The sequence below is a fragment of the Aeromonas sp. 25-248 genome, from assembly GCF_053005425.1.
In genome coordinates this window covers 107,585-119,611 of the sequence record NZ_JBRKTB010000014.1, presented here as the reverse complement: position 1 = coordinate 119,611, position 12,027 = coordinate 107,585, and the positions used below count along the sequence as shown (strand labels likewise).

Genomic DNA, 12,027 nt, shown 5'->3' with positions numbered 1-12,027 from the left:
CAACACAATGATGGGATACCGCCAGCAGAGGCCGAAAATCGGCTTAACTGTGTGTCCGGATTTAGTTGACCACTACAGGCGCAGCAAGGAGGGAATGGAGACGCTGCTGGGGATCCTCGCGACCACCACCACGGATCCCGCCCTGTTCCCCTACCGGCGCGCCATGGCACTCTATGCCGAGGATCTGGACAGGCGCTGGTGAGCGCCAGAAACGACAAAGCCGCTCAAAAGAGCGGCTTTGTCTGAAAATGGTGGCCCCTGGGGGACTTGAACCCACGACCAATCGATTATGAGTCGACTGCTCTGACCAACTGAGCTAAGGGGCCATTGATGCTGGTTAGCGGCGTGGATTATAGGGGATGGCGGATACCCCGTCCATAGTCAGATCAACCACTTGGCGAGATTTCATCCATATTCAAGCGGTTCCATGACCCCTCTTCACTCCCATGCCAGCACGGATAAAACAAAGCCCCGCATGGCGGGGCTTTTTGTTGCAATGTCAGGCTGACAGAACCCGGGACTACTCGTCCAGGAAACTGCGCAGCACTTCCGAGCGGCTCGGATGGCGCAGTTTGCGCAGGGCCTTGGCTTCGATCTGACGGATACGCTCACGGGTGACGTCGAACTGCTTGCCCACTTCCTCGAGGGTGTGGTCAGTGTTCATGTCGATACCGAAGCGCATGCGCAGTACCTTGGCTTCCCGTGCGGTCAGACCGGCCAGCACTTCGCGGGTCGCGTTGCGCAGGCTCTCACTGGTGGCCGCATCCGCTGGCAGAGCCAGGGTGGTATCTTCGATGAAGTCACCCAAGTGGGAGTCTTCATCATCACCGATGGGCGTCTCCATGGAGATGGGCTCCTTGGCGATTTTCAGTACCTTACGGATCTTGTCTTCCGGCATGCCCATACGCATGGCCAGCTCTTCCGGGTTCGGTTCACGACCCATCTCCTGCAGCATCTGGCGGGAGATACGGTTGAGCTTGTTGATGGTCTCGATCATGTGCACCGGGATACGGATGGTACGGGCCTGATCCGCGATGGAGCGGGTAATGGCCTGACGGATCCACCAGGTGGCATAGGTCGAGAACTTGTAGCCGCGACGATATTCGAACTTGTCGACCGCCTTCATCAGACCGATGTTGCCCTCCTGGATCAGATCCAGGAACTGCAGACCGCGGTTGGTGTACTTCTTGGCGATGGAGATAACCAGACGCAAGTTGGCCTCGACCATCTCTTTCTTGGCACGGCGGGCTTTGGCCTCACCAATGCTCATGCGGCGGTTGATGTCCTTGATCTGGGCGATGGACAGACCGGTCTCTTCTTCGATCTGCTGCAGCTTGCCGATGGAACGCAGTACTTCTTCGTCCATCTCGAGCAGGCGGGGAGACCACGCCTTGCCGGCCTGCTTCTGGTATTCGAACCAGGCAGTTTCGCACTCGTTGTTGGTGAAGGCCGCGACGAAGGTTTTCTTCGGCATCTTGGCCTGCTCAACGCAGAGCTTCATTATGATGCGTTCCTGCACGCGGACACGCTCCATCATCTCCCGCATGTTGTTGACCAGGCGATCGAACTGCTTGGGCATCAGGCGGAATTGACGGAAGACATCGGCCAGCTGAGCGATGGCATTCTGGGTGTCGTCGTGGGCACGGCCATTCTGCTGAATGGAGAGACGAGTCACCTCGTACTGGGCACGCAGTTCGCCGAATTTCTCGCGAGCGACTTCCGGATCCGGGCCACCGTCGCCGTCATCGTCGGAGTTGTCGCCGTCTTCGTCTTCGTCTTCGTCCTCATCTTCGTCTTCGTCGGCGAGGTCGTCCTCGCTGAGCTCGGAGCCGATATGAGTGGCGGTCGGTGCCACGTCATCCACTTCGTTCGGATCGATGAAGCCGGAGATGATGTCGGACAGGCGAAGCTGCTCGGCTTCGTACTTGTCGTACTGTTCGAGCAGATAGGTGATGGCTTCAGGGTACTCGGCGACGGAGCTTTGTACCTGGTTGATACCGTCTTCAATCCGCTTGGCGATGTCGATCTCGCCTTCGCGGGTCAGCAGTTCGACGGTACCCATTTCCCGCATGTACATGCGGACGGGATCGGTCGTGCGACCAATCTCAGATTCAACAGATGCCAGAGCCTGGGCCGCTGCTTCGGCAGCGTCCTCATCGGCGGTACCACCTTCAGCCATGATAAGGTCATCGGCATCCGGAGCGTTTTCAACCACTTGAATGCCCATATCGTTGATCATCTGGATGATGTCTTCGATCTGGTCTGAATCGACAATGTCTTGCGGGAGGTGATCGTTCACCTCGGCATAGGTCAGGTAGCCCTGTTCTTTACCTTTGGCAACGAGGAGTTTAAGCTGAGACTGCGGGGTTTGCTCCATAGAACTCATCCGGTTGGTGTTGCTAGGTTGCGCGTACAGTGCGCTGCTGCGCAAATAGCCAATTCTAATAGAAAACCGCCAGACATGCTATGTCTGGTTGCGGCGTCGGTCATGAGAAACCCCTGCCCGCAGTGTTGTCGGGGCCAGGTGGTTATAAAGTGTTTGCTTTCAATCCCGTCTATTCGGGCAACGCTATTCATATTGGGACTGCTCACTCAAATATCAAGCCCCACTCTCATTTCTTTTCTCAATCTGCACCTCTCTGATCAGCATCATCAGCTCCTGAGTTTCCTCAGAGCTTAGCCCTTCCTGCGCCACCTTGGCCTGCAATTCTTCGATCCGTTGCTTCAGGAAAAGGTTGATGAAACCGACAAAGGTATCCTGCAATTCTCCCAGAATATCGGGCTCCTGGTCGAGCTTTACCTCTTCAAACAGGTCATGCATCGCCAGTTGGGCAAGTATTTCTCCCTCTTTTGTGCCACGCCAATGCTCCAGCAGGATACCCGTTGTCACTCCCGGCTGGATCAGGATCTGCTGGTGCAGTTGCAGCAGGAAAGGGATCCCCTGCAGGCGCAGCCCGGCCAACTCGGGCATGGCCGGCAGCTCGGCGGTGATCGCCGGATACTGCACCATCAGGGCCAGAGCCCTGCGGATCGGCGTCAGCTTGGTCGCCTTGGGTTTGTTGACTTCCACCTTGGGCTGGCTGTTGCGGGCAAACAGCTCGGTAATCCGCTGCTTGTTTTCTCCCCAACGCATCATGCTGGAGAGTCGGGTAATCAACCCCTCACGAGTGAAACCTTCCGGTACCCGACGAATCAGCTCGGCGGCCTTGTTGGCCACTTCAAACTTGCCTGCCTCACCGGAAAGAGCCGCATCGCGCCCGAGGCGTTCAAACATGAAATCCGCAAACGACTGGGCCTTGTCGAGCAGCGCTTCGAACCCCTCCTTGCCGATCTGGCGTACCAGCGAGTCGGGATCCTCGCCATCCGGCAAAAAGACGAACTTGAGTTCACGGCCGTCCTGCAGGTGGGAGAGCGCGTTATCCAGCGCCCGCCAGGCCGCTTCCCGACCGGCGTTGTCGCCGTCGTAGCAACAGACCACCTCTGCCGTGGTACGGAACAGGGTATGGATGTGATCGCTGGTGGTCGCAGTCCCCAGTGCCGCCACCGCATAGTCGATGTCGTACTGGCCGAGCGCCACCACATCCATGTAGCCTTCCACCACAAGGATCCGGCGCGGATCCTTGTGTGCCTGCTTAACCTCATAAAGGCCGAACAGCTCTCGCCCCTTGTGGAAGATGGGGGTTTCGGGGGAGTTCAGGTACTTGGGCGTGCCATCCCCCAACACTCGGCCACCGAAGCCGATGACCCGGCCGCGTTTGTCCCGGATCGGAAACATGATGCGATCGCGGAAACGATCGTAGCTGCCCGGGCCGCTGTCACGGGGGATCAGCATACCGCCCGAAATCAGCAGTTGTTCGTGATCCCTACTGGCGCCAAAGCGGCGACGCACCTGATCCCAGTCCCCAGGGGCATAACCGATGTTGAAGCGCTTGACCACCTCGCCAGTCAGGCCCCGGCCTTTCAGATACTCCACCGCCTGAGGCGCGTTCTTGAGATTGCTCTCGTAGAAGCGCGCAATCTGGTTCATCAGCTCGAACAGATCCTTGCTGACGGCTGGTTGGCTATGGCTTGATCCACCCGCCGTTTGCTCACGGGGAACCTGCATACCGTGCAGGCTTGCCAGCTCTTCGATGGCATCGGGGAATTCCAGGCCGTCGTACTCCATGACAAAGCCGATGGCATTGCCGTGGGCACCACAACCGAAACAGTGATAGAACTGCTTCTCCTGGCTGACGGTAAAGGAGGGGCTTTTTTCGTTATGAAAAGGGCAGCAAGCCTGGTAGTTCTTACCGGCTTTCTTCAACCGCACACGGGAGTCGATCAACTCGACTATGTCCGTGCGTACGAGCAGATCATCGATAAAGGATTGCGGGATCCTGCCAGCCATAACCGTCCTGTTTCATTGCATAGGAAATAAAAAAGCCGCGCATTCCAATGGGAAGCACGGCTTCTTCGACCAAACAAGAGAGTTGCCTGTTACGCCAAGCGGGTTTTCACCTGAGCACTGACGGCGCCGACATCGGCACGCCCCTGAATTTTTGGCTTCAAGACAGCCATGACTTTACCCATGTCAGCCATGACGGCAGCACCACTTTCAGTGATGGCTTGCTCGATCAGGGCGGCAATTTCGTCTGCGGTCAGCTGTTGTGGCAGGAACTCCTGCAGCACAACGATCTCGGCGGACTCTTTGTCGGCGAGATCCTGGCGACCGGCAGCTTCAAACTGGCTGATGGAATCGCGACGCTGTTTGACCATTTTGGTCACGACAGCGAGGATCTCTTCATCATTGAGCTCGACACGGGTATCGACTTCACGCTGCTTGATTTCTGCCATCAACAAGCGGATAGCACCCAACCGAAGCTTGTCTTTGGCAAGCATGGCGAGCTTTTGCTGATCCTTGAGTTGATCCTTCAGAGACACGGCATGATCCCTTGATTAGTACAGGCGGATACGACGTGCGTTTTCGCGGGACAGCTTCTTGGCGTGACGCTTGACAGCGGACGCTTTGGCGCGCTTGCGAATGGTAGTTGGCTTCTCGTAGAACTCACGGCTACGAACTTCGGACAGGATACCGGCCTTTTCGCAAGAACGCTTGAAGCGACGCAGAGCAACGTCAAACGGCTCATTTTCACGGACTTTGATTACTGGCATGTGCCTTTCACCTCAGTGATAAATTGTTAGCTGACCTTCAATCGATCAGCATGTCTTAAAATGGTGCGAAATTATACTCTGGACAGGGAATGAAAGTAAACCCGCAGAGATCGCTCTGGTTTAAAAAACCCGCGAAGGTTACCATAGCCGTCTCATTTTAGCAGTGAAATTTTTTAGCAATGCGTGTATTGGGCATAGAGACATCCTGTGACGAAACCGGGATCGCGATCTTCGATGATCAAAAAGGGATCCTTTCCCACCAGTTGTACAGCCAGGTCAAGCTGCATGCGGACTACGGCGGCGTCGTTCCCGAGCTCGCCAGCCGGGACCATGTACGCAAGACGATCCCCTTGATCCAGGCCGCCTTGAAAGAGGCCGGACTTGGCAAGGATGACATCGATGGCATCGCCTATACCGCGGGGCCAGGTCTGGTTGGCGCCATCCTGGTCGGGGCGACCATAGGGCGCTCGCTGGCCATGGCCTGGGACAAGCCGGCCATCGCCGTACACCACATGGAAGGCCACCTGCTGGCCCCCATGCTGGAAGAGCGAGCCCCCGAGTTTCCCTTCGTAGCGCTCTTGGTTTCCGGCGGCCACTCCATGCTGGTCCGGGTCGACGGCATCGGCAGCTACCAGCTGCTGGGCGAATCGATCGACGATGCCGCCGGTGAGGCGTTCGACAAGACCGCCAAGCTGATGGGTCTGGACTATCCCGGTGGTCCACTGCTCTCCCGGCTGGCAGAAAAGGGCACCACTGGGCGCTTCACCTTCCCCCGTCCCATGACCGATCGCCCCGGGCTCGACATGAGCTTCTCCGGCCTCAAGACCTTTGCCGCCAATACCATAGCAGCCAATGGCGACGACGAGCAGACCCGTGCCGACATCGCCCGGGCGTTTGAGGATGCGGTGGTCGACACCCTGGCCATCAAGTGCCGTCGTGCCCTGAAAGAGACCGGCCTCAATCGTCTGGTCGTGGCAGGCGGCGTCAGCGCCAACCGTCATCTGCGCGCCCAGCTGGCCGAGCTGATGGAGAGCCTCAAAGGTGAAGTCTTCTACCCGCGCACCGAATACTGCACCGACAACGGCGCCATGATCGCCTATGCCGGCATGCAACGCCTGAAGGCGGGAGTCTTCGAACCCCTCGTCGTCAAGGCCGTGCCGCGCTGGCCGCTGGACACTCTGGATCCGGTATGATCCGGAAGATCCACGACAAAAAGAAAGGGGCCTGTGGCCCCTTTTTCATCTTGATGACGGTATTCATACCCGTTTAGTTGGTGCGGAACAGCGCCTCAATGGAGAGCCCCTGCCCCAGCAGGATCTCCCGCAGACGGCGCAACCCTTCCACCTGGATCTGACGCACCCGCTCGCGGGTCAAACCAATCTCGGCACCCACGTCTTCCAGGGTGGCCGGTTCATAGCCGAGCAGACCGAAACGGCGGGCCAGCACTTCGCGCTGCTTGGGATTCAGCTCCTCCAGCCAGTGCACTATGCTGCTGCGCATGTCATCTTCCTGGGACTCCAGCTCGGGCCCCATGCCGCGCTCGTCGGAAAGCACATCCAGCAACGCCTTGTCGCGATCGCCACCAATGGGAGTATCCACCGAGGTGATCTTCTCGTTGAGCTTGAGCATGCGATTCACATCGTCCACAGAGCGATCCAGTGCAGAGGCGATATCCTCGGCGGTCGGCTCATGGTCGAGACGATGGGAAAGCTCGCGCGCAGTGCGCAGATAGACGTTCAGCTCCTTGACCACATGGATGGGCAGACGAATGGTACGGGTCTGGTTCATGATGGCCCGCTCTATGGTCTGGCGGATCCACCAGGTGGCATAGGTAGAGAAACGGAAACCGCGCTCGGGGTCGAACTTCTCGACGGCGCGGATAAGACCGAGGTTGCCCTCTTCGATGAGATCCAGCAGCACCAGGCCGCGGTTGTTGTAGCGCCGGGCAATCTTGACCACCAGGCGCAGGTTGGATTCGATCATGCGCTTGCGCGCCGCTTTGTCGCCACGCAGGGCACGGCGGGCGTAGTAGACTTCCTCTTCGGCCGTGAGCAAGGGGGAGAAGCCTATCTCCCCCAGATAGAGCTGGGTAGCGTCCATTACCTTGTTCAGCTCTGGCGCCATCAGTTCATCGGAAATGGTCTCTTCGGCTTCGGCCGCCACTTCCTGAACCTCTTCTTCCTCCTGAACCTCCAGCTCCTCGTCGAACTCTAACTCTGCATCCTGCATTACCAGTTGTTCTTGGCTCATGATATCTCTCCCTGACCTACACCAGAGTAAGACTCAGCTCTCTGAGTTAACGCTTTGGCAAATAGCCCATCGGGTTGATCGACTTGCCTTTGTACCGGATTTCAAAGTGCAAGCGCACATCCGGCGCATCCGTGCTACCCATATTGGCGATAACCGCTCCGCCCTTCACGGTGTCTCCCTCCTTGACCCTCAACTCATCGTTGTGAGCGTAGGCGGAGAGGTAGTCATCGTTGTGCTTGAGAATTATCAGCTTGCCATACCCTCGCAGTGCACTGCCCGCATAGACCACTTTGCCGCTGCTCGCAGCGTAAATGGGTTGGCCCTTCTGGCCGGAAATGTCGATGCCCTTGTTGCCTTGTTCCGCAACGGAGAAACCTTCAACGATCCGCCCTTTGGTCGGCCAATGCCAGGAGAGTGTTGACGAGGAACTGACGGTTTTTTGTTCTTTCGCCTGAGCGTATGCTGTTGACGAGGCAGGAGCAATCGTTTTCTGAGCAATAAATGGTGTGGTCGTACCTGCCGGAGCCGTGGCCAGGGGTTTGGGCCCCGTGCTGGTCACCACCGGTGTGGTTGCTGCCACCATCTGACCACCCGAGGAACCCGAGCCCCCTACATTGAGCACCTGGCCCACGTGCAATGCATAAGGAGCCTGGAGGTTGTTGCGCTGGGCCAAGGCCTGGTTGGAGAGACCGAACTGGCGACCGATGCTGCTCAAGGTATCGCCACGGCGCACCTCGTAACTGCCAGACCCCGTCACGCTGCCACGACTGACAGGGCTGCCGACGGTTGCCACCGCCATGGGGGCGGAAGCGCCATCGAGCCTGAGCTGCTGGCCGGGATAAATGTTATAGGGGGGAGTGATGCCATTGATGCTGATAAGCGAAGCCACATCCATGCCAGAACGAAATGCAATGGAGTAGAGAGTGTCTCCTTTGACCACGGTGTACCCGTTGCCTGCAATGCCGGGCTTGGTCATACCTTGACGCACGGGGATGGTCGAAGCGACCTGATCATTGCCCAGGCTGTGCACCGGAGCCGCAGTCTTGCTGGAGGAACAGGCAAGCAGCAGCCATGACAACACGACGACACCGCTACCTTGCCAAACACGCGAACACATAGTGGATCCTTAACGACTAAACCAGAAATAGGCCGCAACGGCCAAACCAATACAGAGCCAGCCCAGCACATCCACATAGTGCATCAGCTTGCGCTCCATCTTCTCGCCGCCCCAGCGCATCAGACCTGCAACCAGGAAGAAGCGCATGCCACGACCGATCAGCGAGGTCAGGATGAAAGGCAACAGTGCCATGTGAAGCAAGCCAGCCGTGACGGTAAACACCTTGTAGGGGATCGGCGTGAAGCTGGCAATAAAAATAACCCAGATGCCCCACTGCGCGAACCACTGCTCGGCCAGGGCAATCTTGTCCTCATAGCCAACCGAGGTCACCAGCGGCTGCACCACTGGCTCCCACAGGGCATAGCCGAGCAGATAACCAAACAGGGCGCCCAGCACCGAAAAGAGAGTGGCCAGCGCGGCATAGTGCCAGGCGCGATGAGGTTTGCCGAGCGCCATGGGCGCCAGCATCACATCCACCGGGATGGGCCAGAAGATGGATTCAATAAAGGCGGTGATGGCCAGATACCAGGGGGCATACTTGTGGCGTGCCCACTGCATCACCAGAACATAAAGGCGGGAAAACAACTTCACTCGACATCTCCGTCAATCAGGGGAACGAAACGTACCGGCTCCAGGATCCGGCTGGTGAGCTGGGAGCCCGATCGCTCGATGAGCTGCAGGGTCTGCTGGCCATCACCCACCGGCAAGACCAGACGACCACCATCAGCCAGCTGATCGGTCAGGGCCTTGGGGACCTCACTGGCCGCCGCCGTCACCAGAATGGCGTCGAAAGGGCCCTTGTTGGGCCAACCTAGCCACCCATTGCCGTGCTTGGCCGACACATTGTGCAGATCGAGCTGGCGCAATCTGCGCCGGGCCTGAAACTGCAGCGACTTGATCCGCTCCATGGTGTAGACATGCTCCACCAGGTGGGCCAGTACCGCCGTCTGGTAGCCCGATCCCGTCCCGATCTCCAGCACATGGGCCGGATCGTTCTGGATCAGCAGCTCGGTCATGCGCGCCACGATGTAAGGCTGGGAGATGGTCTGCCCATGGCCGATGGGCAGGGCCGTATTGTCCCAGGCCTTGTGGGCCATGGCCTCGTCCACAAACAGCTGGCGCGGCACCTTCGCGATCGCCGCCAATACGCGGAAATCGCGGACATCCTGGGCAATCAGTTGATTCAACAGGCGCTGTACTATCACAACGTCATCCCTGCAGATCCAGCCACGCGCCCAGGGTCGACAGACTGCCGTAGGCCGTCATGTCGATGGTCAGGGGAGTGATGGAGACATAACCCTGCTCGATGGCGGCAAAGTCCGTTCCCTCTCCCGCATCCTGCTGGTTGCCGGGGGGACCAATCCAGTAGACCGGCTGACCACGGGGATCCTCGGTGCGGATCACCGACTCCGCCCGGTGGCGATTGCCAAGACGAGTCACCCTGATCCCCTTGATCTGCTCAAGCGGCAGGTCAGGCACATTCACGTTGAGGATCTGATCCGCAGGCAACGGATGCACCATCAGCCCCCGCACCAGTTGGGCGGCGTAGTGGGCCGCACTGGCGAAATGAGTCTTGCCCACCAGCGAAACGGCGATGGAGGGGAAACCAAGATGACGCCCTTCCGTCGCGGCCGCCACCGTCCCCGAGTAGATGACGTCATCCCCCAGGTTGGCCCCGTGATTGATACCGGCCACCACCATGTCGGGCTCAGGGCGCAGCAGTTCGTTGACCGCCAGATGAACGCAGTCGGTCGGCGTCCCCTTGACCGCAAAACTCTTGATGCCGTGAAAACTGGACGCATCGAGGCGGGTGACCCGCAGCGGTACTTCCAGCGTCAGGGAGTGGCTGGCACCGCTGCGGTTGCGATCCGGTGCCACCACCACGACCTCGCCACAGGCACGCAACGCCTCGCTGAGGGCGCGAATGCCCTCGGCGTGCACCCCATCGTCATTACTGACCAGAATTCGCATCGGTTGAGTTCCTGAAACCGTGATCGGCCTCTTCGGCCTGCATTAATTCGCGTACCACGCTGGTGGCAAAGGCGCCGGCCGGCAGGAAGAACGACAGGGTCAGCACCGCGTCCTCCCGTTGCCAGCTCATCTGCTCCGGCTTGAGCAGCAGCGGGCGCCTGTCCTGATCCAGCCCGGCTTTTTCCAGTCCTTCGCACCAGTCGCCATAAGGGGCCAGCACTCCTTGCTCGAACTCGGCGGCAGCACCCTGGCTCGCCAGACGGCCACGACCCCACTGGGGAGCGGTCAGCTGCACGTCCCCGGAGGCAAGGCGTGCTTCCAGCTCGGGGGTCACGCTCTCTTCGCTGAAGATGGAGTGGCTGCCCTTGAGCATCACGCAGTCGCCGGCCAGCAGCTGATGGGCCAGTCCCTGCTCGATGCGGGCGCTGACGATGGCATTGAACAGCATGCTGCGGGCGGCGGACAGATAGAGGGAGCGCTTGTTGCGATCCTTGATCCGTTTGCCGGCGAACATCGCCTTGGCGGCCTCCAGGTTGTTGCCACCGCGGCCGAAACGCTGCTCGCCGTAGTAGTTGGGTACCCCCTGGGTTGCAATCGCCTGCAGACGGGATTCCAGCCCGTCGGCCTGCTCCAGCCCGGTGAGACGCAGGGTGAAGTGGTTGCCCTTGAGATAGCCGACCCGCAGCTTCTTGTTGTGGCGCTTCACCTCAAGGATCCGGATGTTGTCGTTCTCGATGACCGAGAGATCCGGCTCGCCCTTGCCCGGCAGATGGATGCCGAACCACTGTTCGGTCACCGCATGGCGATCTTTCAGACCAGCCCAGGTCACCGCATTGCGGGCAACCCCGGCCGCATCGGCCAGCAGGCCAGCCACCCAGGCGGTATTCTCACCGGTTTTGCGTACCCGGACGAAGATGTGTTCCCCCTCGCCGCAAGGTGCAAACCCGAGATCTTCATTGACCACGAAGTCGGCGGCCTCGGCCTTGAGGATGCCGCGAGCAGTGGGCGTCCCGTGCAGATAGGCAAGTTGTTCAAGCATCATTGTTTCACCAGCAAGACGACGGCTTCGGTGGCGATCCCTTCCTTGCGCCCCGTGAATCCGAGTTGTTCGGTGGTGGTCGCCTTGACGTTCACCCGGTTCAAGTCACATTGCAGATCCGCGGCCAGCACGGCGCACATGGCGTCGATATGGGGGGCCATCTTGGGGGCCTGGGCGATGATGGTCACATCCAGGTTGCCGATGGCATAACCGGCGAGCTGCACGCGGGCAAAGACATCCCGCAGCAGGATGCGGCTGTCGATGCCCTTGAATTCGGCGGCGGTATCGGGGAAGTGGCGGCCGATGTCGCCGGCGCCGATGGCCCCCAGCAGGGCATCGCTCACCGCATGCAGCACCACGTCGCCATCGGAGTGGGCCAGCAGGCCCTGTTCATAGGGCACCGCCACCCCGCCCAGCATGCAGGGACCAACCCCGCCAAACTTGTGAACATCAAAACCATGTCCGATCCGCATCATGCCTGCGCCCTCCTCAATACACG

General features: G+C 59.3%; 12 protein-coding genes, 1 tRNA gene and 1 pseudogene. 2 read left to right on the top strand and 12 right to left on the bottom strand.

Annotated elements, in window-relative coordinates:
- Nucleotides 1–202 (top strand): annotated as a pseudogene (locus ACVDHI_RS17435) (hypothetical protein); the annotation flags it as partial.
- 47 nt (nucleotides 203–249) lie between these two features.
- Here the strand turns inward: ACVDHI_RS17435 and ACVDHI_RS17430 are convergent.
- The 5 genes from ACVDHI_RS17430 to rpsU form a co-directional block, all read right to left on the bottom strand.
- A tRNA-Ile gene (locus ACVDHI_RS17430) sits at nucleotides 250–326 on the bottom strand.
- Between the two features lie 194 nt (nucleotides 327–520).
- A complete protein-coding gene (gene rpoD / locus ACVDHI_RS17425; RefSeq protein ID WP_263639565.1) occupies nucleotides 521–2,416 on the bottom strand; it encodes an RNA polymerase sigma factor RpoD in 1,896 nt (631 codons plus the stop codon).
- Between the two features lie 183 nt (nucleotides 2,417–2,599).
- A complete protein-coding gene (dnaG, locus tag ACVDHI_RS17420) occupies nucleotides 2,600–4,387 on the bottom strand; it encodes a DNA primase (protein WP_113068962.1) in 1,788 nt (595 codons plus the stop codon).
- A gap of 89 nt (nucleotides 4,388–4,476) precedes the next feature.
- On the bottom strand, nucleotides 4,477–4,920 hold the full coding sequence (locus tag ACVDHI_RS17415; RefSeq protein ID WP_041211069.1) for a GatB/YqeY domain-containing protein: 444 nt from the start codon (nucleotides 4,918–4,920) through the stop codon (nucleotides 4,477–4,479).
- Between the two features lie 15 nt (nucleotides 4,921–4,935).
- The gene (gene rpsU, locus ACVDHI_RS17410; protein WP_005309452.1) at nucleotides 4,936–5,151 is read right to left on the bottom strand and encodes a 30S ribosomal protein S21; all 216 of its coding nucleotides are present in this window, start codon (nucleotides 5,149–5,151) and stop codon (nucleotides 4,936–4,938) included.
- Nucleotides 5,152–5,330: 179 nt separating this feature from the next.
- On the opposite strand from rpsU, the gene tsaD reads away from it, so the two are divergent.
- Nucleotides 5,331–6,344 (top strand): tRNA (adenosine(37)-N6)-threonylcarbamoyltransferase complex transferase subunit TsaD, encoded by a 1,014-nt coding sequence (gene tsaD, locus ACVDHI_RS17405; RefSeq protein ID WP_010675619.1) that lies wholly within the window; start codon nucleotides 5,331–5,333, stop codon nucleotides 6,342–6,344.
- Between the two features lie 73 nt (nucleotides 6,345–6,417).
- Here the strand turns inward: tsaD and rpoS are convergent, their stop codons facing one another.
- From rpoS to ispF, 7 genes are read right to left on the bottom strand one after another with little or no spacing between them, the layout of a single operon-like run.
- On the bottom strand, nucleotides 6,418–7,401 hold the full coding sequence (rpoS, locus tag ACVDHI_RS17400; RefSeq protein WP_010675620.1) for an RNA polymerase sigma factor RpoS: 984 nt from the start codon (nucleotides 7,399–7,401) through the stop codon (nucleotides 6,418–6,420).
- A 46-nt stretch (nucleotides 7,402–7,447) separates the two neighbouring features.
- Complete coding sequence (locus ACVDHI_RS17395; protein WP_039041047.1) at nucleotides 7,448–8,518, bottom strand: LysM peptidoglycan-binding domain-containing protein; 1,071 nt, start codon at nucleotides 8,516–8,518, stop codon at nucleotides 7,448–7,450.
- Nucleotides 8,519–8,527: 9 nt separating this feature from the next.
- Entirely contained in the window at nucleotides 8,528–9,109 is a 582-nt protein-coding gene (locus ACVDHI_RS17390; protein WP_010675622.1) for a YqaA family protein, read from the bottom strand.
- Entirely contained in the window at nucleotides 9,106–9,723 is a 618-nt protein-coding gene (locus tag ACVDHI_RS17385; RefSeq protein ID WP_010675623.1) for a protein-L-isoaspartate(D-aspartate) O-methyltransferase, read from the bottom strand. The genes ACVDHI_RS17390 and ACVDHI_RS17385 overlap by 4 nt, the downstream gene beginning before the upstream one ends.
- A 4-nt stretch (nucleotides 9,724–9,727) precedes the next feature.
- Complete coding sequence (gene surE, locus ACVDHI_RS17380; RefSeq protein WP_128296058.1) at nucleotides 9,728–10,489, bottom strand: 5'/3'-nucleotidase SurE; 762 nt, start codon at nucleotides 10,487–10,489, stop codon at nucleotides 9,728–9,730.
- Entirely contained in the window at nucleotides 10,470–11,528 is a 1,059-nt protein-coding gene (gene truD / locus ACVDHI_RS17375; protein ID WP_039041049.1) for a tRNA pseudouridine(13) synthase TruD, read from the bottom strand. The genes surE and truD overlap by 20 nt, the downstream gene beginning before the upstream one ends.
- Nucleotides 11,528–12,004: a 2-C-methyl-D-erythritol 2,4-cyclodiphosphate synthase gene (ispF, locus tag ACVDHI_RS17370; RefSeq protein WP_010675626.1), complete on the bottom strand. Its 477-nt coding sequence runs from the start codon at nucleotides 12,002–12,004 to the stop codon at nucleotides 11,528–11,530. Before ispF ends, truD begins: the two co-directional genes overlap by 1 nt.
- Nucleotides 12,005–12,027: the final 23 nt, after the last annotated feature.

Bases quoted from the DNA above. Each gene is read 5' to 3' on its own strand.
- dnaG (WP_113068962.1), bottom strand. From the start codon at position 4,387: ATGGCTGGCAGGATCCCGCAATCCTTTATCGATGATCTGCTCGTACGC.
- rpsU (WP_005309452.1), bottom strand. From the start codon at position 5,151: ATGCCAGTAATCAAAGTCCGTGAAAATGAGCCGTTTGACGTTGCTCTG.
- tsaD (WP_010675619.1), top strand. From the start codon at position 5,331: ATGCGTGTATTGGGCATAGAGACATCCTGTGACGAAACCGGGATCGCG.
- rpoS (WP_010675620.1), bottom strand. From the start codon at position 7,401: ATGAGCCAAGAACAACTGGTAATGCAGGATGCAGAGTTAGAGTTCGAC.
- ACVDHI_RS17395 (WP_039041047.1), bottom strand. From the start codon at position 8,518: ATGTGTTCGCGTGTTTGGCAAGGTAGCGGTGTCGTCGTGTTGTCATGG.
- surE (WP_128296058.1), bottom strand. From the start codon at position 10,489: ATGCGAATTCTGGTCAGTAATGACGATGGGGTGCACGCCGAGGGCATT.
- truD (WP_039041049.1), bottom strand. From the start codon at position 11,528: ATGCTTGAACAACTTGCCTATCTGCACGGGACGCCCACTGCTCGCGGC.
- ispF (WP_010675626.1), bottom strand. From the start codon at position 12,004: ATGATGCGGATCGGACATGGTTTTGATGTTCACAAGTTTGGCGGGGTT.